At 36.5% G+C, this 22,268-nt stretch carries 21 protein-coding genes; 5 read left to right on the top strand and 16 right to left on the bottom strand.

Annotation, left to right across the window (positions count from 1 at the left end):
• The first annotated feature begins 339 nt into the window (after positions 1-339).
• The 4 genes from H4J62_RS13655 to H4J62_RS13670 all read left to right on the top strand — a co-directional run bounded on the left by H4J62_RS13655 (position 340) and on the right by H4J62_RS13670 (position 3,673).
• Complete coding sequence (locus tag H4J62_RS13655) at positions 340-714, top strand: BlaI/MecI/CopY family transcriptional regulator (protein ID WP_182175629.1); 375 nt, start codon at positions 340-342, stop codon at positions 712-714.
• The gene (locus tag H4J62_RS13660; protein WP_182216261.1) at positions 707-1,942 is read left to right on the top strand and encodes a M56 family metallopeptidase; all 1,236 of its coding nucleotides are present in this window, start codon (positions 707-709) and stop codon (positions 1,940-1,942) included. Before H4J62_RS13655 ends, H4J62_RS13660 begins: the two co-directional genes overlap by 8 nt.
• Before the next feature lie 182 nt (positions 1,943-2,124).
• A complete protein-coding gene (locus tag H4J62_RS13665; RefSeq protein ID WP_182216259.1) occupies positions 2,125-2,727 on the top strand; it encodes a TetR/AcrR family transcriptional regulator in 603 nt (200 codons plus the stop codon).
• A gap of 391 nt (positions 2,728-3,118) precedes the next feature.
• Positions 3,119-3,673 carry a carboxymuconolactone decarboxylase family protein gene (locus H4J62_RS13670; RefSeq protein ID WP_182216257.1) on the top strand — a complete coding sequence of 185 codons (555 nt, stop codon included), beginning with the start codon at positions 3,119-3,121 and terminating at the stop codon, positions 3,671-3,673.
• A 103-nt stretch (positions 3,674-3,776) separates the two neighbouring features.
• On the opposite strand, the gene H4J62_RS13675 is transcribed toward H4J62_RS13670, so the two are convergent.
• The 7 genes from H4J62_RS13675 to H4J62_RS13705 all read right to left on the bottom strand — a co-directional run bounded on the left by H4J62_RS13675 (position 3,777) and on the right by H4J62_RS13705 (position 13,095).
• The gene (locus H4J62_RS13675; protein WP_182216256.1) at positions 3,777-5,606 is read right to left on the bottom strand and encodes a monovalent cation:proton antiporter-2 (CPA2) family protein; all 1,830 of its coding nucleotides are present in this window, start codon (positions 5,604-5,606) and stop codon (positions 3,777-3,779) included.
• Between the two features lie 574 nt (positions 5,607-6,180).
• Positions 6,181-8,226 carry a response regulator gene (locus H4J62_RS13680; protein ID WP_182216254.1) on the bottom strand — a complete coding sequence of 682 codons (2,046 nt, stop codon included), beginning with the start codon at positions 8,224-8,226 and terminating at the stop codon, positions 6,181-6,183.
• A 7-nt stretch (positions 8,227-8,233) separates the two neighbouring features.
• Positions 8,234-8,857: a chemotaxis protein CheX gene (locus H4J62_RS13685; protein ID WP_182216252.1), complete on the bottom strand. Its 624-nt coding sequence runs from the start codon at positions 8,855-8,857 to the stop codon at positions 8,234-8,236.
• Between the two features lie 8 nt (positions 8,858-8,865).
• Entirely contained in the window at positions 8,866-9,222 is a 357-nt protein-coding gene (locus H4J62_RS13690) for a response regulator (RefSeq protein WP_182216250.1), read from the bottom strand.
• A 324-nt stretch (positions 9,223-9,546) separates the two neighbouring features.
• Entirely contained in the window at positions 9,547-9,840 is a 294-nt protein-coding gene (locus tag H4J62_RS13695; protein WP_182216248.1) for a hypothetical protein, read from the bottom strand.
• Positions 9,841-10,070: 230 nt separating this feature from the next.
• Entirely contained in the window at positions 10,071-10,907 is an 837-nt protein-coding gene (locus tag H4J62_RS13700; protein WP_182216246.1) for a bifunctional allantoicase/(S)-ureidoglycine aminohydrolase, read from the bottom strand.
• The gene (locus tag H4J62_RS13705; protein ID WP_182216245.1) at positions 10,897-13,095 is read right to left on the bottom strand and encodes a malate synthase G; all 2,199 of its coding nucleotides are present in this window, start codon (positions 13,093-13,095) and stop codon (positions 10,897-10,899) included. Before H4J62_RS13705 ends, H4J62_RS13700 begins: the two co-directional genes overlap by 11 nt.
• Positions 13,096-13,495: 400 nt before the next feature.
• Between H4J62_RS13705 and H4J62_RS13710 the strand changes: the two genes are divergently transcribed.
• A complete protein-coding gene (locus H4J62_RS13710; RefSeq protein ID WP_182216243.1) occupies positions 13,496-13,681 on the top strand; it encodes a hypothetical protein in 186 nt (61 codons plus the stop codon).
• A 235-nt stretch (positions 13,682-13,916) separates the two neighbouring features.
• Here H4J62_RS13710 and puuE read toward each other — a convergent pair whose 3' ends face one another.
• From puuE to H4J62_RS13755, 9 genes are all read right to left on the bottom strand, one after another.
• Positions 13,917-14,837 carry an allantoinase PuuE gene (gene puuE / locus H4J62_RS13715; RefSeq protein WP_404842411.1) on the bottom strand — a complete coding sequence of 307 codons (921 nt, stop codon included), beginning with the start codon at positions 14,835-14,837 and terminating at the stop codon, positions 13,917-13,919.
• A 28-nt stretch (positions 14,838-14,865) separates the two neighbouring features.
• A complete protein-coding gene (locus H4J62_RS13720; RefSeq protein ID WP_182216242.1) occupies positions 14,866-15,039 on the bottom strand; it encodes an ureidoglycolate lyase in 174 nt (57 codons plus the stop codon).
• A 92-nt stretch (positions 15,040-15,131) separates the two neighbouring features.
• Entirely contained in the window at positions 15,132-15,347 is a 216-nt protein-coding gene (locus H4J62_RS13725) for a hypothetical protein (protein WP_182216240.1), read from the bottom strand.
• Between the two features lie 73 nt (positions 15,348-15,420).
• The gene (locus H4J62_RS13730) at positions 15,421-16,623 is read right to left on the bottom strand and encodes a urate hydroxylase PuuD (protein ID WP_259364867.1); all 1,203 of its coding nucleotides are present in this window, start codon (positions 16,621-16,623) and stop codon (positions 15,421-15,423) included.
• A 307-nt stretch (positions 16,624-16,930) separates the two neighbouring features.
• On the bottom strand, positions 16,931-17,593 hold the full coding sequence (locus H4J62_RS13735) for a TetR/AcrR family transcriptional regulator (protein ID WP_182216237.1): 663 nt from the start codon (positions 17,591-17,593) through the stop codon (positions 16,931-16,933).
• 30 nt (positions 17,594-17,623) lie between these two features.
• On the bottom strand, positions 17,624-18,325 hold the full coding sequence (locus tag H4J62_RS13740; protein ID WP_182216236.1) for a GntR family transcriptional regulator: 702 nt from the start codon (positions 18,323-18,325) through the stop codon (positions 17,624-17,626).
• A gap of 535 nt (positions 18,326-18,860) precedes the next feature.
• On the bottom strand, positions 18,861-20,849 hold the full coding sequence (locus H4J62_RS13745) for a TonB-dependent siderophore receptor (RefSeq protein ID WP_182216234.1): 1,989 nt from the start codon (positions 20,847-20,849) through the stop codon (positions 18,861-18,863).
• A 94-nt stretch (positions 20,850-20,943) separates the two neighbouring features.
• Positions 20,944-21,318 carry a hypothetical protein gene (locus H4J62_RS13750; RefSeq protein ID WP_182216233.1) on the bottom strand — a complete coding sequence of 125 codons (375 nt, stop codon included), beginning with the start codon at positions 21,316-21,318 and terminating at the stop codon, positions 20,944-20,946.
• Positions 21,319-21,615: 297 nt separating this feature from the next.
• Positions 21,616-22,146, bottom strand: a complete 531-nt coding sequence (locus H4J62_RS13755) for a hypothetical protein (protein WP_182216231.1) — start codon at positions 22,144-22,146, stop codon at positions 21,616-21,618.
• Between the last annotated feature and the right edge of the window lie 122 nt (positions 22,147-22,268).

Consider the following 22,268-nt stretch of genomic DNA (forward strand, 5'->3'; position numbering starts at 1 on the left):
AGTACCAATGTTCTATTTATACAAACCTTATACCAATCAGTACTTTAAGTTAAATAAGCGCCTAAAAACAACAACACTTTAGTTATTTTTATTCTGTGTTATAAATTGACTTACCATGGCTGATATCGTCCAACTTTGCTTAACTTCTAGGTATTTATCTATCTCAGTCGAGAAAAAGTGACTGTAAAATACAGCAAATATCTAGGGGATTTTACTCTCTACTAAAACATGTAAACCAGGTTACCAGTAAATATATAAATACCTTTAACACCTCGATACTTGACAGCTGTGATTACAAGTGTAATATCAACGCATCGATTACAACTGTAATATTAAAATATGTCTGAAATTACTAATACAGAATTTGAAGTTTTAGAAGCTTTGTGGGCTCAACACCCTGCTACAGCAAATAGCATTATTGAACAACTTAATAAACATAAGCCATGGCACGATAAAACAGTAAAAACCCTGATAAATCGTCTGGTAAAAAAAGAAGCGATAGGTTTTGAAAAGCAAGAACGCCATTATCTTTATTTTCCGTTACTTGAACGAGATGCTTATACGGAAGTTCAAAGCCAAAGTTTTATCGAACGGTTATTCAGAGGAAGAGTATCGCCATTAGTTGCTGGTTTTGCTAAAAAAAACAATTTGAAGAAAGAAGATATTGATGAATTAAAACTTCTCATTACAAAATGGGAGCAAGACAATGATTGATAACCTTTTTACTTTATTACTGCCCTTAACATTGTTGCTAACTATATTGTTAGTTGGTCATAAATGGCTAATACATTATTTAGGCGCTAGTAATACCTATTTACTATGGTTAATAGTGCCCTTAGGGCTGGTGATATATTGTTTACCACTCCCTTGGCAGCAGAGTAGCCTATCAAAAATAATTGAAATAAAACGTTACTTGATAACTCCAACTGATGAACTTAAACAAAGCCTCTCTATGTCTTGGGCTCTCTATATTTGGCTAATTATTGTGGCTGCCATGATAACTTATGGCTTGTTAACTTATCATATATTTAACAAGCACCTTCAGCTCACCGCTATTAATAAGTCTATGGTGCCATTAGTGTTACCCCCAAATATATTGCTCTACCAAAGTACAGGTACTTATAGCCCGATGTTGGTGGGTTTGGTACAGCAAAAACTTATTATTCCAGAAGATTTTTTTGAGCTTTACAGTACCGAGCAACAAAAACTAATTCTTGAACATGAAATTTGTCATTTTGATCGAAATGACATTTATTGGAACCTAATTGCGCTGACTTGCTTAACGTTGTTTTGGTTTCACCCTCTTGCTTGGCTCGGCTATTTTAGGTTTCGTCAAGATCAAGAACTCTCCTGTGATCAACTCGTTCTGGCGCGCAAACCAAAAGAGAGCAGGATTAACTATAGTAAAGCGCTGTTAGTGGCGGCTCAGTCGACACCTTCATTAGCATTTGCTCAACTATCATTTAAGAAATATGGAGATAAAAAAATGATGTTAGAACGAATTAACAATTTAAAAACTCGTCCAAAAAGCTCTAAATTAATACTGGCTACCGTAATATTTACCACCGTTACTCTGCTCTCAGGATTAAGTTACGCAGGAAACCAACAGGAAAGTCTTGGAGATAAAGTCTCAAAGTCAGTTGAGCTTAAGCCTATTCAGCGTGTTAATCCTAGCTATCCTGAACAAGCAGCAAAAGACAATATAGAAGGTTCAGTAGTACTAACGTTTGATATAATGACAAATGGTGCGGTTGAAAATGTAGCGGTCGTAAATTCAAAGCCTGCCGGTGTATTTGACCAAGCAGCCTTAACGGCATTAAAGCAATGGAAATACTCTGTCAGTGACCACACGTTAAAAAATGCGTTAGTTCAATTAGATTTTTCAATGAATAAAGATACAAAACATGAAAGCTTAATTGAGCGTATTCAAATAACTAAGTAAAGTTAGCGTAATATTTTAAAAAGGTTACCTAGGTAGCCTTTTTACATTTAAATTAGTATACCCGATCGTAAAATTAATCACTTTTGCTGTAAATTTTTCCATAACCTTATCCATTTTTTGCTACTTGAATGCGCCTGTACCGTTAGGTACAATGAGTTGAGTTAAATTTACAGGCTAATATTGTGATAAAAGGTAAAAGAAGATCCTTCGATGAGACTACCGCATTAAATGCTGCGATGAATGTTTTTTGGCAAAAAGGTTATGTTGGCGCATCACTCACCGATTTAACAAAAGAGATGGGGATTAACAAGCCAAGTATGTACAGTGCTTTTGGTAACAAAGAAGCCTTATTTGTTAAAGCCACACAGTGCTATATTGATACTAAAATGAAACCTCATATGGCGTTATTATTTGCACCTGATATTCCCCTAAAAAATCGTTTGAAAAATCATATGATGTCAATTGTAACTATGCAGTGCAGCGATGAGCAAGCAAAAGGATGCTACTTAGTTTTATGTCAATCAGAACTGGTCAGTGGTGATATTCCTGAGCAAGCAAAATTGATACTCAAAGATGCTGAAGTGATTCCTAAACAATTATATGTCGATTTTTTTAATCAAGACTTAGAGGCTATCGCTTTAGGGCTAAATAAAAATGCCGACGCAAACAGTTTAAGCGTATATACGCTTTTAAAAGGCACTGCCTCTATGGCTCGTTCTGGCGTAGCTAAATCACAACTAGAATATACTGTAGATAGTATGCTTAAAGGTATCGGCGTTAACTAAAGAGATCACTCTTTTTAAAAACGAAATGTCAAGGCTATACACAACCAACAATAATGCGTTATTTACCATTATTTATCTGGGCATTTAAAGTTTTACCTTCCCCCAATAAGGCACGACAAGACTTTCAGTTCACTTTTAATTACCCTTTCGTTAATCAGCATAGATAAACACGTTGCTTACTCTTTAACATGGCCTAAACCTCTAGAACTTTAAATAGATAAAATTTATTTCATTAATTACGATTGACTTCAATGTACCGATCGGTACAATACGAAAATCAAGACATACCGATCGGTACATTTTTTAAATAAGCACCATAGACGTGAAGTACTTATTCACCGTGAATTTTTAATCTGATCAATTAAATTAAATTAATGATAAGGAAAGTAAAATGACAACTTTAACAATACATACGATTGAATCTGCTCCACAAGCAAGTAAGACACTTTTAGAAGGCTCAGTTAAAGCTTTTGGCATGTTACCAAATTTACATGGTGTACTCGCTAGCTCACCACAACTTCTTGAAGCATATCAAAAACTTCATGAGCTATTTACAAATACCTCATTTGATGCAGAAGAATTAACTGTTGTTTGGCAAACAATAAATGTTGAGCACGGCTGTAATTACTGTGTACCAGCACACACGGCTATTGCTCATTCAATGAAAGTTGATGCTGCAATTACTGAGGCTTTGCGTAATCAATCACCAATGCCAAACGCGAAGTTACAAGCACTTCAAGATATGACCTTGATTATTGTTCGTAATCGCGGACACGTTAGTGATACAGAATTAGCCAGTTTTAAAGAAGCTGGGTATGGCGAACAGCAAATATTAGAAATAATATTAGGCCTGTCTCAAAAAGTGATCAGTAACTATACCAATCACATTGCGAGTACGCCAACAGACGCACCATTCAAAGAATTTGCATGGCAGAAAAATGCATAAGTAGCGCTGGGGGAATAGCTAAGTTAATTATTCTACTGACCATTCCCCAAATAAATGCTAAATACGTTAATAACGTGCTAATAACATCGAGTTATTAGCACTTTTATTGGTTGTTTTTTTGACGAGTTTTTAGTTTATTTTGCTCAATTTTATCGTTTTGTAATACTTGTTGTAAATCTTCACTACGTTGTTTAACCGCTACCCCATAACTTTTATCATCACCCCATTTATCAGCCAAAATTGTCATTGACTCAGTATCATGCTCAGCAAAAAGTTCTCCTGCTCTAGCCGATTCAACCGGATCGTTGCCAAGTAACACTAATGCTTCAATACCAAAATTAACAGCAGAGTCAAAAGTTTCTCGTTTAAGACTTGTCACCCCAAGCTGCATAATCTGATAAGCGTGTCGTCGGTCAATAGCGCGTGCAAGAATTTTTAAATGTGGATAGTGCTTACGAGCCAATTTAATAATATCTAATGTTTTATCGGGCTCGTCTACAGCAATAACCAGCATTTTTGCATCTTGGGCCCCTGCCGCTGCTAATAAATCTTGTCGAGCGGCATCACCATAAAAAACTTTATTACCAAAACGTCTGAGTAAGTCTATTTGGCTGGCACTGTGATCAAGAATCGACAAATGGTAGCCTTGAGCCGTTAATAAACGTCCTATAATTTGGCCAAAACGTCCATAACCAGCAATAATGACATTTTTTGTGGGTTCGAGGTCTTTTATAGCATCAAATTCAGGTGTGGAAGAAGTTTTTCTCACCAACACCTTCTCATATAAAATTAATAACAATGGTGCACAAAGCATTGATATAGCAACGATAAGTGTAATTAATTTAGTCTGCTCTGGTGTGGTAATAAGTAGATTACTTGTTAATGAAAGTAAAACAAAAGCAAATTCACCACCTTGAGCTAAAGCTAAAGTGAACAGTATCTTTTGGCTGCCTTTCATCTTAAAAAAATGTGCCAACACAAAAAGAACCAGTGCTTTAATCGTTATAAGGGCTAATACCGTTAGCGTAACAAAGGTAATTTTATCAAAAAGAAGAGGAAAGTCTATCGAAGCACCTACGGTTATAAAGAATAAACCAAGCAATAATCCTTTAAAGGGTTCAATATCAGCCTCTAATTCATGCCTAAACTCGCTTTCAGCTAGTACAACACCCGCTAAGAATGTACCTAACGCAGGAGACAAACCTATTTTTTCCATAATCAGTGCAATGGCAATAACTAATAGTAATGCCGCAATGGTAAAAATTTCACGTAACCTTGTTTCAGCAATGTAACGAAATAATGGCGATGAGATGTATTTGCCCGCTAAAATAATGGCTGCAATAACTGCAAGAGAAATCCCCACTTGACCGTAAACGGGTAAGTGAGCAATCAAACTATGGCCAGAAGACTTTGCTGCACTTAAGTCTTGAAAGGCAAGGAGTGGTAATATCGCAAGAATAGGGATTACCGCAATATCTTGGAACAGGAGTACCGAAAAAGCATTTTGCCCCGCGTCTTGCTTGATCCAACCCTTCTCTGTCAATGTCTGCAAAACAATCGCCGTTGAAGACAATGCCAACATCAACCCTATTGCTAACGATGTTTGCCAAGGCAAACTGAATAGATAAAAACAAAGTGCAAAAATAAGCGTGGTTGTTGCTATAACTTGTAAGCCGCCTAGGCCTAGAATAGAGTGACGCAATTTCCATAGTCTGGCCGGTTGTAATTCTAGGCCAACTAAAAATAGCATCATCACAACACCAAACTCTGCAAAATGCATAACACTGGTTTGATCGCCAACCAAGCCGAGTAAGCTAGGGCTAATTAAAATTCCCGCTAACAGATAACCTAAAACAGAACCTAAGCCGAGTCTCTTTGCCACTGGCACTGCAACAAGTGCTGCAACTAAGTATATAACCGCTATTTCTAACATCTTTACATGTACTCCTTTCACTAGGGCGTTATTGAATAGTTAAAGTTGAGGATTAGTCGCCTAAGTTATACGTATTTTATCAATATTTTAAAGCTGATGCGATAGTCTAGTGCAGAGTTATAGGCGAGAAGTAAAATTGTCACCTGAAGTTTAATGATGACGATAACAGCACTAATAGTGTAAATAATGATTGTATGACATCACCATAGTAACTTATCCTTCAGTTTCGACTAGAGAGACTAAAGTTGCCCGCTTATCAAAAAAAACACTGCATTATGTGAAGGAATTCAAGCGTCAATAATGCAAATATGATCATATATATACCGTTAGCAACGTTATTAGACAATGTTGCTCGGCATATATTGGTTTACTTCATGGTGAAGCTCTTGTATCGCACTAACAGTAACATTTAGTTTTACTGCTAATGTTGTTTTTGATAGTGCTCAGATAAAATAAGTAATGAGCGATGATAATTAATTTTAGCGATACTTTAAAAAGTTAATGTATTGAAAAAGTGGCCATGCTTTTATTTTTCTGTTTTATTAGCAAGAAAATCACTACTTGGTTACTAAAATTAATTAAGTTTGTTCAACCAGTAACTAATTTTCTCTTCCAACAGTTTAGGGTTTATCGGTTTAGAAATATAATCATTCATACCCGATGCTAAGCATTTTTCTTTATCACCCTTCATAGTATTTGCCGTCATTGCAATAATAGGGATAGTCGAGAACAAGACACTATCCATATTATTTCTTATATGTTCAGTGGCTTGATAGCCATCCATTTCTGGCATTTGGCAATCCATTAAAATAAGATCATAAGGATGTTCTGGATCTTTCTTCTCTAAGATATCAATTGCATTTACACCATTGACTGCAATATCAATAGAATAATCAAACTTTCTTAATATACCTAAAGCGACTTGTTGGTTAATTCGGTTGTCTTCAACTAACAATATTTTTGCTTTAGTGGTCTGACTTTTATTCTCTAACATATTACTTCCAAGGCTAGCTGAAACGCCAGCCGTATTTTTTAATATCTGTGTCTTGTTAAGCGTATCATCTAAGATATTAAGTAACTCATCAATGACCACAGGTTTTAATAAATAATCTGAAAATCCTGACGTTGATGACAAAGGACCTTTAACAATCTGATCCATTGAAGTTAACATCACTATTTTAAGCTTATCAAGTGACTTAATTTTTCTAATCTCAGCGCTTAACTCACTACCTGACATGCTCGGCATTTGCATATCAATAATAGCCATAGCAAAATAATGGCTATCGTATTGCTTCAATATAGCCAATGCCTTACTACCACTGTCAGCTTGAATAACTTCAGCCCCCAAAAGACCGAGTTGTTTGCTAAGCACGGCAAGATGAGTAAGATTATCATCAGTAACTAAAATGTTAATTCCATTTAAATGAGTACCTAACTGAGTTTGCACTTCTTCTGTGCTAGGTTTTAATTGGATATTAAAACTAAATTCGCTGCCTTGACCCAAGACACTACTAACAGTAATGCCTCCCCCCATTAATTCACATAATTGCTTTACAATAGACAAGCCTAAACCTGTGCCACCATACTCTCGTGTTGTCGATACATCGACTTGGGTGAACACATCAAAAAGTATTGAACATTTATCCGCTGGTATACCTATTCCTGTATCTATGACACTGATATGTAGTTTTATATCTCCATTGTCATTTAAAACTGTCTTTGCTTTAATAACAATTTCACCCGTGGGGGTAAACTTTATTGCATTGCCAACTAAGTTAGTAATGATTTGTCTTAATCTACCAGGATCACCGATGACCATTTGATGACCAACATCGGTGACATCAAGAATAATTTCTAATTTTTTATCTTTGCTATTCATCGATAAAGACTGAACCAAATCGCCTAAATTTCTTAAAAGGTCAAAAGTAATCAATTCAACTTCAAGTTTACCTGCTTCTATTTTTGAAAAATCTAGAATGTCGTTTAGGATATGAAGCAAGGTATCGGCACTTGAATGTGCTAGTCGAGTAAAATGAGCTTGTTCTTGACTTTGCTTGGTCGTTGATAATAAATTTAGCATGCCTAAAACACCGTTCATTGGCGTTCTAATTTCATGACTCATATTAGCCAAAAACTGTGACTTAGTCCGATTGGCTAATTCAGCTTTTAATTGTTGTTTCTTATTTTCATCGGCTAAACTTTTCAGCATCAATTCTTTTTTAACTGAACTAGACACATCTTGGATCAGAATTTCACATAAGCGTTCATTCGGGGAAGTATTGATGCTTTTAATCGATATTTGCTGCTGTATACGGTAATCGTTATCACCAACATGGCTTTTATGGAATAACGCTAAAGGTTTAGGATTAAAAGTATTAGAGAGTTTAGTGGGCAATCCTAACGTTAATGCTTCATTGCATGCATCACTTAAGCGGGAATAGTTAAACCCCTCTAGAATATCACCAAGTTTACAACCAACACCTTTATCATCGACTATAACAGAGTGATCTTTTATCCACTGATTATAAAAAACTACCTGATGGTTTTCATCAATAATGATAATACCAAGAGAAAGATCATTCACAGAACTAAATAAAATATCTTTTGTTAAATTATTCATAGCAGAGCTAAGCTTCAATTTTGTTAGTAATGCCAAAAACAAATTTTCTCACAGATTCTTGAAAAATCTCTAATGAGGTAATATCCATAATAAAAGAGATAAAACCTTCAATATTATCATCGGGTAAAGAGAACTTAACTTTTATATATAATGACCAATCATTTTCGCTGCTATACACATAAACTTTATTAATATCCCCTTGTATAAACTCTGGCATTTCAATTTTTATTGAGGATTTAAGAAAGTTAATAACCGTTCCAAAACAAGCATTTAAAATAACATTGCCTATTTCTACTAAAGAATCTTGCTCAAGATCAGACAAAGCCTCGGGTGGAAACTTATTACCAAGTAAAGTACTAACTAATTGCAAACCACTTTCTTTGCTAAACATAAGTAATGCTTGGCCTTTAAAGTCACCTTCAAATCGTTGAATTACAGCACTGATTTCTGTATCACTAGCAAAATTCAATTTAGATTTGGCTATTTTGTTAGAGACGATTTCGACTTTTGGGATAGTTAAATCAACCGGTTGAGATACCATTTTATTCAGGGAGTTGGCCGCTCTACCAATACCGATGTTAAATATTTCGGTGAGGGCATCAATTTCAAGTGGAGATAAATTATCCTTCATATGCTTCCCTAACTATTTAAAAAATGGCTAATGAGTTCTTCGGTAATCGGTTTAATTAAAAAAACAACACCTGCTTGCTCAGCCTGTTGTTTTATGTCATCTTGGATATTTGCGGTTAACAAAGCGCGCTTAGGAATTGAAATTAGCTTATCTAATGCAAAGATTAATTCAATACCTGTCATACCAGGCATATTATAGTCAAAAATCGCAATATCAATTTTACTTTCCGCCGTTAATTGGCTCAAGCACTGCTCTCCACCTCCAGCTTCAATGATGTCGACTCCAGGTATATAAGATTTAACAATTTCTTTAAGCATCATTCGAGAAACAATACTATCGTCGACAATTAATACAACTTTACTCATTTAAATACCCAATTATTTTTAATAACCTGCCTCATAAAAGCATATAAACGAATGGGTTTATTTGCAAGCTAATATATTGAAATATAATTAGTAATTTGAGCAAGGTATAAAAAGATGCTGTAATTTTCAAAACATATCCCTTAGCGGTGGGTGTTTTGGTTAGAGCCAATGAGCCTAAGGGGAACGTTAAAAGCATGTAAGGCGACGTTAAAAAGGTGGGGAGCGATTAAATACACTTCTGTAATGCCGGTAACATAAGTTTTGGCTAGATGATAAATATTCGTGTTATCAAATTTTATACTTGGCCTATAACTTTCAATAAAATTAACCTGATGTAAAAATATAAATCCGTCGCAAAAATGAGTAACAACGAGTAGCAACTAGTAACGTCTGTTTATGTTTTCTTACATGGGCGAGAATATTGATCATTACCGCTTCTTCTTTGCCTCGATCTAGTCCTTTGGTTGGCTTGTTTAAAATCAGCACCTTTTCTGGACGTAACAACAACGGTGCAATCTGTAATCGTTGTGCTTGGCCAACTAATAATCCTACACTTTTAGAGCCTAGCCAAGTATTAATACCAAACGATAAGCTATCAATAAATGAAGTTAGCTTCACTAATTGACATACCTCAAGCATTTCTTGGTAGCTAGCATCATGTTTTGCTGGCTTTATAGTTTTTTTTAAATGTTAGCAGCTAAGAGCCCTATTCCGCCTACAAGGATACCTTTAACAGAAATAGGTAAACCTCTTGTTAGCCAGAGGCTAAAGTAAAATATCCAACATTATTATCACATTCGATATTTTACTAAAAAGTACGTATAGAGTAACTATAAGCACAGAAGAGATTAACTTCTCGGACGTATAAATGGCATATGTCTATTTACATCTTTATATAATAAATATCTAAATGGACCTGGGCCACCGGCATAGCAAGATTGTGGACAAAAAGCACGTAACCACATAAAGTCACCCGCCTCTACTTCAACCCATTCACCGTTTAAATGATAAACAGCTTTACCTTCTAAAACATATAATCCATGTTCCATCACATGTGTTTCGTCAAAAGGGATCACGCCGCCTGGCTCAAAAGTTACAATGTTTACATGCATATCATGGCGCATATCTGATTGCTCAGTAAATCTTGTGGTTTTCCATACACCACCGGTATTAGGCATTTCAATAGCTTCAACTTCATGGTCACTGGTTACAAAAGCTTCTGGTGCATCGATGCCTTCAACGACTTGATAAGCTTTGCGGATCCAATGGAACTTTACATTTTCTAAACTATTATTTTTAAGTGTCCATTGAGCACCTGCAGGCAAATAAGCATACCCGCCTGATGTCATATGGTGATTTGTCCCTTCGATAGTAACATCCATTTCACCTTCAACAATAAAGAGTACACCTTCAGCATTTTCATCAAGTTCTGGTTTTTCAGAGCCGCCGTTTGGTGTTACTTCTACTATGTATTGAGAAAAAGTTTCTGAAAAGCCACTCAATGGACGAGCCAGCACCCACATCCTCATATTATTCCAAAAGGGTAAATAACTGATAACAATATCGGTTAACACACCTTTAGGAATAATTGCGTAAGCTTCGGTAAAAATAGCGCGATCAGAGATCAATTGTGTTTGTGGTGGTAATCCACCTGTAGGCGCATAATATGTACTTTTATTTGACATCTTCGTTTTTCCTTGTTGTTTGGGTTTCATTAAATTCTTTCCTGTAAGCGTGAAGTAAAGGCTCGGTATAACCATTGGGCTGTGTTTTCCCTTTAAAGACAAGATCTAATGCTGCTTGAAAAGCTAAACTACTTGCAAAGTTAGCAGACATTGGCTGATATAAAGGGTCATGGGCATTTTGTTGATCAACAATAACCGCCATTTTTTCTAAGGAAGACCTCACTTCAGACTCAGATAAGATACCGTGTGCTAGCCAGTTACAAATGTGCTGACTAGAAATTCTTAATGTAGCTCTATCTTCCATTAAGCCAACATTGTTAATGTCGGGGACTTTTGAAGCGCCCATGCCTAAATCAACCCAACGAACTACGTAACCCAATAGACCTTGGGCATTGTTATTAAGCTCTTTTTCAATCGCCTCTTTACCCAATTGCTCAGATTTTTTTAATAAGGGTACTGTTAATATATCATTTAGACGAGTACGAGATCTTTGCGCAATCCTACTCTGTACCTCAAATACATTCACTTGATGGTAATGTATAGCATGTAAGGTAGCCCCGGTTGGTGATGGAACCCATGCCGTATTAGCACCTGATAAAGGATGAGCAATTTTCATTTTCATCATATCAGCCATTTCATCAGGAATAGCCCACATCCCTTTACCAATTTGTGCTTTACCGGAAAAACCGCAGGCTAAACCTATATCTACATTCCTATCTTCGTAGGCTTTAATCCAGGGTTGTGCTTTCATATCACCTTTTAACACCATGGGACCTAGTAACATACTGGTATGTATTTCATCGCCCGTTCTATCTAAAAAACCAGTATTAATAAATACAACGCGATTTTTTACGGCTCTAATACACTCTTTCAGGTTGACTGTTGTGCGACGTTCTTCGTCCATTACCCCAATTTTAATGGTATATCTATCAAGACTTAAACCATCTTCAACAGCATTAAAGAGTTTATTAGCAAAAGCCACTTCATCAGGGCCATGCATTTTAGGCTTTACAATATAGACACTACCCTTTCTTGAGTTACGGTGAATACTATTTTTTTGTAAATCGTGTAAGGCTATTAAGGTGCTTATCATGGCGTCCATGATGCCCTCTTGAATTTCGAAGCCCTCTTGATCGAGTATTGCAGCGTTAGTCATTAAGTGGCCAACATTTCGACAGAATAATAAACTGCGTCCTGGCAAATTCAAGTTGCCACCGTTAAGGTCCTGATAAATTTTATCAGCTTTTAATACTCGCTGAGTTATTTTACCGGCTTTATCAATAGTTTCACTTAAGTCACCTTTCATTAGCCCTAACCAATTACGATAAACATGAATTTTTTCTTTGGCGTCTACTGCAACTACCGAATCTTCAAAGTCTTGTATTGTGGTTAATGCTGATTCTAAAGTAATATCTTTTATATCTGCAGCGTCTGTTTTACCAATAGCTGAGCTTGCATCTATTTCTATCGCCACACGTAAATCATGATGGTTAAGTAAAACTGAGCTGAGCTTATTCTTATCCCCCTGAAAGCCAATAAATTGTTCAGTATTTTTTAATAGTGAAGTACGACCATCAACTAAAGTGACTAAAAGCTTTTTATTGTCAATAGTATAAGCACATGACTGATGATGTGAGCCGTTGACGAGTGGAAAGTGATCATCTAAAAATTCACGACCGTAAGCGACTACTTTTGCTGCTCTAATAGGATTATGCGTTGCTTTTTTCTCAGCGCCATCTTCACCACTAATGACATCAGTTCCATAAAGGGCATCGTATAAACTTCCCCAGCGAGCATTAGCGGCATTTAATGCAAATCTAGCGTTGGCGGCGGGAACAACAAGTTGTGGTCCTGCTTGTGAGCTTACTTCACTATCTACGTTGTTTGTGGTGATAAGAAAGTCATCACCTTCAGGGCTTAAATAGCCTATATCAAAAAGAAATTGTTTATATTCCTCAATATCAAAATTATCTTGATGCGCGAGATTCCAATCATCAAGTTGTTCCTGAAATTGAGTGCGTTTTACTAATAAGGCTCTATTCTCAGGCCCTAATTGATGAGTGATTGTTGATAAGGATTTCCAAAAATTATCAGCAGAGATGTTTAAGCCGAGTAAAACCTCTTCTTCTATGAATTTTACTAAATCAATATCTACTTTTAGCAAGTTTTTCTGTTGATATATTGTCATTTCCTTAACCACTTATTCCTTAATTATACTTTGATTGTTATGTTAATTATCTGTTGAGGTCTGCGCTGATAAGCGTCTTTATCTAAAGCTGCAATGCTGATGAATGTATACAAATTCACAATACCTGTCAATAAAGACGATAGATTGCATACATAATTGTTGACAACCTATCTTTGAGTCAACTCTATTAACATCAAACAATATTTATGCTTAATAAAACACCTTAATAATCATCTCAAGATCACCTGTATTTATCGAAAAGTTGACCTATAAAGCGAGTAATGTGTATAAAAAATCTAGATTAATCGTCCGTTTACTAGCAGTGATAATCAATACTGACGGATGAAAAAACGAGTGATTACTTGGCGACACCAAAATTGAAGTTGGAGAATACGTTATCATGCTCCATGTGGCAGACTACTTTGCAAATAAAGGTGACCAACAAGATAAACCACCATTTTTAAATCGTATTCCAACTCATCTTGGCATTTTGGGTGCGTTAACCATGCCTTTTTTGGCGGTTAGAAGAACAGAATATTTTGGTTTTACTGCTAGTGTAATCTTTGTTTCAACTTACTTCTTTTGAGGGGGGCATTGTAATATTTTTACCCTATGCTCAATCTGTTAACAACAACACCAGTCAAACCTTTTCAATTAAGGCTCTTGGTGTTGTTGCAGTATCACTAGGTACTTGCTACTACTTATTCTGCTTTATGGTTTGCTAATCGTTTGTCATTGCAATAATTTTAGCTGCTTACTACTTATTCTGCTTTATGGTTTGCTAATTGTTTGTTATTGCAATAATTTTAGCTACTTACTACTTATTCTGCTTTATGGTTTGCTAACCAATGCTCTGCAATATCTTGTCTCCTACACACCCAGACATCATTATATTTTCCAATATAATCTAGGAACTTAACCAGACTTGCAAAACGACCTGGTCGGCCAATAATGCGGCAATGCAAACCAATAGACATCATTTTTGGCGCATCAGCCCCTTCAGCATACAAGGTATCAAAAGTATCTTTTAAATAACAATAAAACTGTTCACCTGAATTAAAACCTTGCGGACTAGCAAAACGCATATCATTGGCATCTAAACTATAAGGGACAATTAAATGTGGCTTTTCTTTACCTTTTACATAATAAGGTAAATCATCAGCATAACTATCAGCATCGTATAAAAAAGAGCCTTCTTCCATGACCAACTGTCGAGTATTTTCACTCATGCGGCCAAGATACCAACCTTTAGGTTTTTGTCCTGTCATTTCTTTGTGAATAGCTATCGCTTTTTTTAAATGTTCACGCTCGGTTTCAATCGGTACATTTTGATAGTCTATCCACCTGTATCCATGACTCGCAATTTCCCAATCTGCTTTTAACATCGCTTCAACTGCTTCAGGGTTACGTTGCATCGCCATCGCGACACCAAAAACAGTTACAGGTAAGCCTCGCTGAGAAAATAAACGATGTAATCGCCAAAAACCTGCACGGCTGCCATATTCATAAAAAGACTCCATGTTCATATGTCGTTCGTTAACAAACGGTTGTGCGCCAATGATTTCTGATAGAAAAGTTTCCGAGGCATTATCACCATGTAAAATGCAATTCTCGGCTCCTTCTTCATAGTTGATCACAAATTGCACCGCCACTTTTGCCTTATTTGGCCAAGTAACCTTAGGTGCATGCTCTCCGTATCCTTTCATGTCTCGAGGGTAGTTATTCATATCTATTTTACTCATGCTAATGTCAACTCAATAGTTTCGTTTTCTAAAGTAAGTTCATTACAATGTTTGCCAGCACCGGCCCTATCAAAGACGAAAAAAGTCGGTCTTTTTCTAAAATTAAGGCCATGTGCCAAATTCCTGCATGAAAATTAAAGTCTTGTTGTTCATGGGTTACAAAAACCTGTAAATTTGCACTAGAAACAGAGTCACCTGCCATTTTTATTATCTTGGAGGTGACTTGTTAGAGGCGATAGCTAGGAGCAAACTCGAGATGTGTACAACCTGTTGAATTTGCATCACTGACATGGGCTACATCGGCAAAAAATAGCTATCATCCCACGTAAAGCCTGTTGCATTTGCAATAGTGAACGTTGCTTCATTGCCATCAGTGCTTCGTTTATTATGTCCTGTGCCATATAAGCCTGCTACTTTAAATGTATTAAAAGTAGCAGCTTGTGTTGTAGCCGAACTCAAACCAAGAAATAGAAAAGATGCAGCACTAATAACTGTGGTTATCATGTTCATTTATCTTCTCGGTTTATGTTTTGTTGTAACTTTTTATTCCATGATTATTTAGTTGTATAAAGTAAAGGTTACATTACTCTTTTGTTGTTTGACGTTGTTGATACCACAGTGCAATTAACTTCCGCTCTGAGTCGGTAATTTTGGTTAAGTTACCTATAGGCATAGCTTTAAGGACTACGGCTTGCTGATAAATTTGAGTGGCTTGCGCTTTAATTTGTTCAGGTGTGTCATAAATAAAGCCTTTAGGCGCAGCGGCAAAACCAGCTTGTGTAGGTTTGTCTGCATGACAAGATGAACAACGCTGTTTAATAATGGCTTGAACTTGAGAGAATTCTACTGGTGAGGCTGTTGAATCAGTGTTCGCCACGATTGACTTAGGCGCCATAGCCCAGATAACGACGACCATAATAACTACAGCAGTAACTAACGCTCCTGTTAGTGGTTTTCCTGGCGTGTGACGCGAAACAAAGAACACCCGTATTAAGGCACCTGCCATTGAAATACCCATTAATATTAACCAGTTATACTCATGGTTATAGGTCATGGCATAGTGATTACTTATCATCACAAAGACAACAGGTAAGGTAAAATAAGTGTTATGAACAGAACGCTGTTTGCCTGCTATTCCCGGGGCGGCGTCAACTTTCTCGCCTGCGATGAGCCTTTCGACCATTTTCTTTTGGCCAGGAATAATAACAAAGAATACGCTAGCTGCCATAATAGTACCTAACATGGCACCAAAGGTCATAAAAGCGCCACGACCACTAAATATGTGTGTTAATGCATAAGCGGCGGTAGAGACAAGTGCAAAAATCACAACACCTAAAACTAAATCGTTTTTAGCTAAAGCAGATTTACATAAGAAATCGTAAATAATGTAGCCACCAAACATAAAGCCTAAGCTAATTGCAATGGCTGTGCTTTGCGATATATCAGCAACACTTGTATCAATAAGGTAAATATCAGCGCCATACCAGTAGACAATAGCCATCAAAAAGAAACCGCTGATCCACGTTGTATATGCTTCCCATTTAGACCAATGAAGATTATCGTCTAAAGGTTGGTTTTTGGGACCCAACATGTATTTTTGCGAATGATAAAAACCACCACCGTGTACCGCCCATAACTCACCAAAAACACCATTTTTGGTGTCTGCAGGATTTTTAGGTGTATGTAATGAATTATCTAGCATAACAAAATAAAATGATGCGCCGATCCAAGCTATGCCGGTAATGATATGAAAACTTCGCACTAAAAAATTTAATACATCGAACAAATACGCTTCCAAATTTCTGACCCTTCTAAAGAATTTATATTGCATTTATAGCGCGGCTTAATTTGCCAACCTAACTATAGCTTAAGGCTTGTGTTGTGTTGTGTAATTTACATTCATTACTAAACATCAACTTAGCATATGAAACAAAAACAACATTGTCAACAATCTTGTTTACAATTAACCATCAGTACAAACAAGTATTTTTGCCCATAAACAAAGCCAAAAAATTACAATGACTTTATGTTTTTAAAAATATTGGTGATTTTTCTACAGGAAGGGATTGAAATTATAAGAGTTATATCTATTGTTAGCGCTTCTCAACAAGCTGCATACCACAACCTTTTAAAATGATATGTTTTATCGTTCTTTTAGCATCATCAAAGTCGCTATTGGTCAGCGGCCTATCTAAAGCAGCTTCAATCTCAACTGAAAAATTAGCATAATGTTGAGTTGCCCCCCAAATAGTAAACAACAAATGGTAAGCTGATATTTGCTCATCTAACTTACCTTGCGCTTGCCATGATTGAATGATGTTAGCTTTGTCAGTGATCCACTGTTTAAAATCTGTTTTCAAATATTGACTTAAATAAGGCGCGCCATGCAGTAACTCACTAGCAAAAATAATTGAAGGAGTAGGATTAGTTCTTGAATACTCTATTTTCGCATCTATGTAGCTTGCAATTGCTTTTGCTGGGTCATCATTGGGCTTTATATCAGCAAAAGCTTGATTCCATAAATTGATAATATTAGTTAACACCGCACCATAAAGCGCGAGTTTATTCGTGAAATAATAATGAATGTTACTTCTGGGTAACATTGCCGTTTCAGCAATACGCGCAATGGACGCACCATTAAAGCCATATTTCTTAAATTCTTGTTCAGCAGCTTTTATTATTTTATTTTTGTTTAATAACCTAGCTTTTTGTTGTGTATTGACTAAATCATCATCAGAAATTTTTATTATTGCCATATTTTAACCAAAGACCTAACCGTTAACGCATTAACGTTTTTTAAATATATCAACTAAATCGTTAGTAAATTCTTTTTCATCTAAATTTAAACGCGTCTCAATACTATGAATATGTTGATACATAAGTGCTGTAGCTTTTTCAACCTGACCTTTTTCCATTACGTCGATAAGCTCGAAGTGTTCAAAATGCGAGCATTTAGGCGCATCAGGGTTTTCATACAGTACAATCACTAAAGAGGTTTGCGGTATTAAGGTTGTCAGAATGCGCTCAAGCGTGGTGTTTTTTGATATCTTCGCCAGCATCAAATGGAAGTCGCCACCGAGTTGAATACCTTCAACCATATGTTCACGTTTGATATTATTTTCTTCTGATTTAACTATTTTTTTCAATAAGTCGAAGTCACTATGCGTTGCATGCTTAATGACATCTTTAACAATCTCTACTTCAATTAATTTTCGAGCTTCAAGAATATCTTTACCTTGTTTAACGGTCGGACTTGCGATAAATGCCCCTTTGTTCGGTTGAATTTCAATAATATGGTCTTGAGAAAGTCGCAGTAAAGCACTACGAATCGTTGTACGACCCACATTGAATATTTTTGATAAATTTTCTTCAGTCAGCCGAGTACCAGGGCGTAAACGAAACGATAATATTGCATCAAAAATTTCTTGGTATATTTCTTTATCGCTAATTTTTTTAATTTTTTCGTCAGACTTCAACTTAACTTTCATCACAATCCTAAATACAAATTGACCACTTGGTACTAATCCTCTTAGATTATAGTATATAGAGTTTTATGTTAACTAGTCATTGAACTTCATTACAATCAATAACCTTATCGCTTATTTAAATAAATAGCGCCTAACTGGCGCTGAATATCAAAGAGACAGTCTCATGTTAAACAATCAAAATTTAAACTAAAGATCCCTAAATAGTTAATCTTCATTATGAGCATTTTTTTGATGGGTTAATCGAGTAACCTGTTAACGCTGACTAATGTTACATTATAGACTTGAGGTTTTACATTCTTTATCTCAGTTGTGGCTGAGTGAGACTGATAAACTTAGCACCCTAATCCCTATTTAGGGTTTAGGGTGACGATGAGAACTAAACGCTAGCCATTAGAAGCCCCTAATAGCTCATTTAAGATCACCAAAGCACCCGTTATTCGAATCAGGGGACAGCTAAAACTGCCGGTATCCCCTCTAAAAACACTTAATACAATATGGTCAATCCAACAAATCGTTATACTAATATAGTATGGTTTTAACCGCCAAATTTAAAACGTAAACCAGCATTAACAGTAAAACCATCGTTTCTTGACCAAATGTTGGTTGTCCATCGACCGCTAGGTGCTTGTTCGGGTAATACTAAAGAGTCATCCTTTGTTTGTCGCACATTTAACAAGTTTTCAGCATTAACAAAAAAACTTACTTGTCCGATGGTAATTTGACCCAGCAGCCCTAAGTGCCAATAAGGGCTGCTTCGCTCTCGATATGGGTTGTTTTCAAGTTGTTGTGTACCCGTATAGTAAGCTTCAAATCCTACCATATGACTACCATGTTCTTCCCACATTACAACAAGACCAGCCGAATGTTTAGGGGTTAACGCTAAGGGTACTCGGCCAAATTGCGGATCTCTTTCTTTAGTGGCGTCTATGTATAGATAGCTACCGGTAAATTTAATATCTTGCCAGCGATAGCGTAGTAATAATTCAGCACCGTTAATGTTACTTTCGCCAGCAGCATTGACGATAAGAACTTGCTTTCTTGAAGCATCATCACTATTAATCACAGCTAACTCAGTAACGTTATCAATATCTGACGCAAATAATGTTAGGCTAGTTTCTACACTGCCCAGCACATAGCTAAAATCTATAGATGCGGTAGATGCTCGCTCCTCATCAAGACTCTCTAGCGGCGCAAGTCGAGATAAACCGGCTTCATCAATATCTTCAATAAAAGGACTTGGTGCGAAAAAACCTTGCCCATATGCCCCTCTAACCGACCAGCTTTCTTGGTTGTATAATAATGAAATTCGCGGGCTTACTTGTGTTCCGTATTCATTATGCCAATCAGCACGTGCACTAAGCGACATAGAAATATCATCACTGACTTCATAATCTAGTTGCGAAAATAGTCCCGGCACTTGATAGGAATAATTAAATTCAGAAAAGGTATCAGATTCGAACTTTTCAGACTGTAGTGCTAAGCCAACTAGCCATGCCGCTTTATCAGAATACCCTGACAAACTCGACTCAATCAGGCTGCTTGTATGGCTATCATCCTCTTGAACAGGACCAAATTCATGCTCGTGGTCTTGTTTCATTGCCGAGCCACGGACATTAATAGTCATCACCTGCCCCAATGGGCGGTCATATATGAAACCAACATCGGTTCTAAGCGTACCCTGTGTTTGAGGAAAACTATTACCATCAGGTAAAGTAGCGTCACCTAAAGTACCACCATCTCTTTGTTCTTTCATTGCACCCAAGGTAACGTAAAGGTTTGCACCATTATCTTGCTGCCAATAGAAACGAGGTCGGACACTGTGCCTTTCGTAGCCAGCCAAATCAATCCAGCCATCGTTATCTAAGTCTTGCTCTTCTTGATGATGAACTCCAGCAGTAATCGATGCACTTAAAGCGCTAGTTAAAGGAGCGGCAAAGTATGAAGTGATATCTTGACCATTTTTAGACGTAGCATTAAGTAACACTTCGCCCTCATAAACATCTGAAGGTGTGCGTGAAATTAGATTAATCACTCCTCCAAGTGCTGAGCCACCATAAAGAGAAGAAGCAGACCCTTTAATTATTTCAACATTTGCAAGGTCTGTAGGTGGAATTTGCAACAGGCCAATTGAAGCGGTTTGACCACCGTATAAGGGTAAACCATCACTTAAGAGCTGTGTGTAACGACCATACATTCCTTGCAGTCGAATGTTGGAACTTCCTAACGCAGGCGAGGTAGTTTGCACTCTAACGCCACCCGTTTCAGCCACTAACATGGAGATATTCCCTGGACGCATTAGCGCTTTTTCTTGTATTTCTTCCCCATTAATAATTTCGGTTCGTGTTGCCGATTCAGTAACGATACGACCTAAACGAGAAGCGCTTACTTGAATTTTTTCAATTTTGTTATCGTTATGTTCATGGTGTTCTTTGTCGTGTTCATCTTCATTGTTATTTTCATTCGCGTAAGAAAACGCAGGGATTAACAGCATGGCTACTGCCGTTTTTAATGATATTTTAAACATTTTTACCTCAGGTATTACTTGATAATAATTCAGCACAAGGGCGCTAATTAACTTGAAAAGTGATGAGTTGTACAATCTTTGTTATTCTAAGTTTTTATGAGGTAAAAATAGGAGGCCGATAGAGCAAGGGAGAAATAGATTTAAGCTGCTCAAATTGTTGCATATAAAAAGCTTCAGCTAAGATAGTTATTTTAGCTGAGTGAACGACAGTATTAAAATATACAGTTGATGAACATGCATTAACAATACAAGTACAATTAACATCGCAACATTCGATACCACAGCAGTCTTTTGGGTTAGCTTTACTAGCTGTATTTAAACCGTAATGTTTTACTTTTTCGCTGGTGTCAAAAGAAAGAGATTTTTCTGAATTTTCACAAGACATAGCAGTATTAAAGCTAATTGCTTGCCCAACGAAGGCAACAAGCATCATTGCTATAATAAACATTCTTAACACTGCTTTAAACATAAAAACCCTTAAAAACCATACGCAGAGTATTATAAGAGTTTATTCATGATATGTGAACAATCATAGGCAACTTCGTACGAGTTATCTATTAAGTCGGTACTATAAACTGTTTAAGAGATTATTAATTATAATGCCTAGTTTGTCAGATAAGCAGACAAAAGTAGCATTAGCCTTTTTATGATGAACGACATCTATGGTAGCCTTGCTGGCAGTTATTGGTGGGCTTGGATTAGGTGAAACATCTATTTTCTGCCTGTTGATATCTACCTTTGAGAGCGGTTTTAATAAACGTTGATTTTAATTACCCATATTATTTTGTACTGACAAATTAAACGTTTTTACATCACAGTTACTGAGGGCATCACAACCTCTTATAATAAACCTTAAGCTTGATAGGTCATTATCTTGAAAAGACTCGCTTCCTACAGATTTGTTTCCAAAAGAGCAAGATAAGCTGTTGTCATCAATTACACATTGAACTTCACCTGTTGCGTTTGGGCAGAGTGAGAAAGAAGCGCTACCACATTTAAGCCCGGCTATTTTATTATCGTCAGAATATACGTCGCCATTAATCGATAAGTATAAATCTATTCTGTAGGCTGCAGAAGTCGGTGATACCCACTGAACTTCAAAGCGAGTACCTTCTGTAACAGTAACCTGCTCTCCTTCATAATAATCTCTTGAATCAAAGCGAATATTTTGTAAGGTGAAGCCTTCCTCAACCGGTGGCAATATATTAATCTCTGGTGTTTTTTTATCAGCACCGCCGCCACAAGCGCTAAGCACGATTAAAGTAGTGGTTAATATAGTTAATAAAAGATGTTTCATCGATGTCCTTTTTATTACGTTAAATGTATTCCATACTTGACAGCTCAGTAGTCAAAGAAGACATTAAGCTTTTCAGTTCATTACGTCAATAACAGGCACTAAAGTCATGTTAATATAATTGA

This window comes from Colwellia sp. BRX8-5, from assembly GCF_014077325.1.
Classification (GTDB): Bacteria; Pseudomonadota; Gammaproteobacteria; order Enterobacterales; family Alteromonadaceae; genus Colwellia_A.

Coding starts and splice junctions, on each gene's coding strand:
- H4J62_RS13680 (WP_182216254.1), bottom strand. CDS start 8,226: ATGAATAATTTAACAAAAGATATTTTATTTAGTTCTGTGAATGATCTT.
- H4J62_RS13745 (WP_182216234.1), bottom strand. CDS start 20,849: ATGTTTAAAATATCATTAAAAACGGCAGTAGCCATGCTGTTAATCCCT.
- H4J62_RS13750 (WP_182216233.1), bottom strand. CDS start 21,318: ATGTTTAAAGCAGTGTTAAGAATGTTTATTATAGCAATGATGCTTGTT.
- H4J62_RS13740 (WP_182216236.1), bottom strand. CDS start 18,325: ATGAAAGTTAAGTTGAAGTCTGACGAAAAAATTAAAAAAATTAGCGAT.
- H4J62_RS13720 (WP_182216242.1), bottom strand. CDS start 15,039: ATGGCAGGTGACTCTGTTTCTAGTGCAAATTTACAGGTTTTTGTAACC.
- H4J62_RS13675 (WP_182216256.1), bottom strand. CDS start 5,606: ATGTTAGAAATAGCGGTTATATACTTAGTTGCAGCACTTGTTGCAGTG.
- H4J62_RS13655 (WP_182175629.1), top strand. CDS start 340: ATGTCTGAAATTACTAATACAGAATTTGAAGTTTTAGAAGCTTTGTGG.
- H4J62_RS13705 (WP_182216245.1), bottom strand. CDS start 13,095: ATGACAATATATCAACAGAAAAACTTGCTAAAAGTAGATATTGATTTA.
- H4J62_RS13725 (WP_182216240.1), bottom strand. CDS start 15,347: ATGAACATGATAACCACAGTTATTAGTGCTGCATCTTTTCTATTTCTT.
- H4J62_RS13755 (WP_182216231.1), bottom strand. CDS start 22,146: ATGAAACATCTTTTATTAACTATATTAACCACTACTTTAATCGTGCTT.
- H4J62_RS13690 (WP_182216250.1), bottom strand. CDS start 9,222: ATGAGTAAAGTTGTATTAATTGTCGACGATAGTATTGTTTCTCGAATG.
- H4J62_RS13710 (WP_182216243.1), top strand. CDS start 13,496: ATGCTCCATGTGGCAGACTACTTTGCAAATAAAGGTGACCAACAAGAT.
- H4J62_RS13735 (WP_182216237.1), bottom strand. CDS start 17,593: ATGGCAATAATAAAAATTTCTGATGATGATTTAGTCAATACACAACAA.
- H4J62_RS13685 (WP_182216252.1), bottom strand. CDS start 8,857: ATGAAGGATAATTTATCTCCACTTGAAATTGATGCCCTCACCGAAATA.
- puuE (WP_404842411.1), bottom strand. CDS start 14,837: ATGAGTAAAATAGATATGAATAACTACCCTCGAGACATGAAAGGATAC.
- H4J62_RS13660 (WP_182216261.1), top strand. CDS start 707: ATGATTGATAACCTTTTTACTTTATTACTGCCCTTAACATTGTTGCTA.
- H4J62_RS13670 (WP_182216257.1), top strand. CDS start 3,119: ATGACAACTTTAACAATACATACGATTGAATCTGCTCCACAAGCAAGT.
- H4J62_RS13700 (WP_182216246.1), bottom strand. CDS start 10,907: ATGTCAAATAAAAGTACATATTATGCGCCTACAGGTGGATTACCACCA.